Origin of the sequence: Leptospira ainazelensis (genome assembly GCF_016918785.1) — a bacterium.
Classification (GTDB): domain Bacteria; phylum Spirochaetota; class Leptospiria; order Leptospirales; family Leptospiraceae; genus Leptospira; species Leptospira ainazelensis.
On record NZ_JAFFPT010000026.1, the window covers coordinates 1 to 900 of the forward strand.

At 35.3% G+C, this 900-nt stretch carries 2 protein-coding genes; both read right to left on the reverse strand.

Going from position 1 to position 900, the window contains the following annotated elements:
* Positions 1 to 83 precede the first annotated feature (83 nt).
* Entirely contained in the window at positions 84 to 443 is a 360-nt protein-coding gene (locus JWG44_RS07660) for a hypothetical protein (RefSeq protein ID WP_205274378.1), read from the reverse strand.
* Complete coding sequence (locus JWG44_RS07665; RefSeq protein WP_205274379.1) at positions 444 to 833, reverse strand: hypothetical protein; 390 nt, start codon at positions 831 to 833, stop codon at positions 444 to 446.
* Positions 834 to 900 lie beyond the last annotated feature (67 nt).

Sequence of the window (900 nt, forward strand, 5' to 3'; positions counted from 1 at the left end):
CCGAAGTGACAAAGCAATGTGGCTTTAGCCCGGAGTGAGCGCGAGCGGGAACCGTGAGTCGCGAACGAAGTGAGAAGACGAAGTTAGCCGACGTGCATTTTCGATATACCACTTTCATCTAAAATTTTCATTAGATAATCTTTTTGACCTCTTTTAGAGGACTGCATCAGCGGCTCCTTCAAAAGCTCCAATTTCTTATTATTTGCATTAATAATTTTCAAAAGGATCTCCAAAATAAGTTTTAATTCCCTTTCATCTAAGTCCCTACTTTTAAGAGACTTTTCTAATTCACTTAAATAGAGAAGCTTATGAACCTCAGAATTTCTCTCACGCAAAATCTTACCAATCTCTTTCTCAGCAGATCGCTTAAAATGAATCGATAATATTGAATAGATAATACCAATAATACTAATCAATAATCCCAAATAATTTAACCATTCCATTTACAGGTCCTCCTTAGTATTAAAGAGGAAAAATGGCTCTCTATTGTTAATATGCCTATCAAATCTTTCAATTGTATGCAGCAAAAACATTAAAGCAATTAACCAAAAACTAAGATTGCTTTGGAGAGGTAATGCATTATCCGTCTGTAAAACTGAACCATAATAACAACCAGAAAGCAATCCGACGAGAATGGAGAATCCGAAATACATTTGATTTATTGAAACAATACCCAAGGTAAAGCTATATATCGATGCCGTCAGCACAAGAGATGATTGAAGTATAGTTTTTTTATAAAAGAGCTCTATAACTAAAGGAATCAAAGGAAGAGTCTGATTTAGCAATATGCTAAGGATAAAACTTTGAATTCGTATCGGAATTTGTAATTTCATTTTTTATTCCTATTGAAATGCATGTCGGCTAACGAAAGAGGCTTCTCGACGTTGCGTCCGCAAGCGC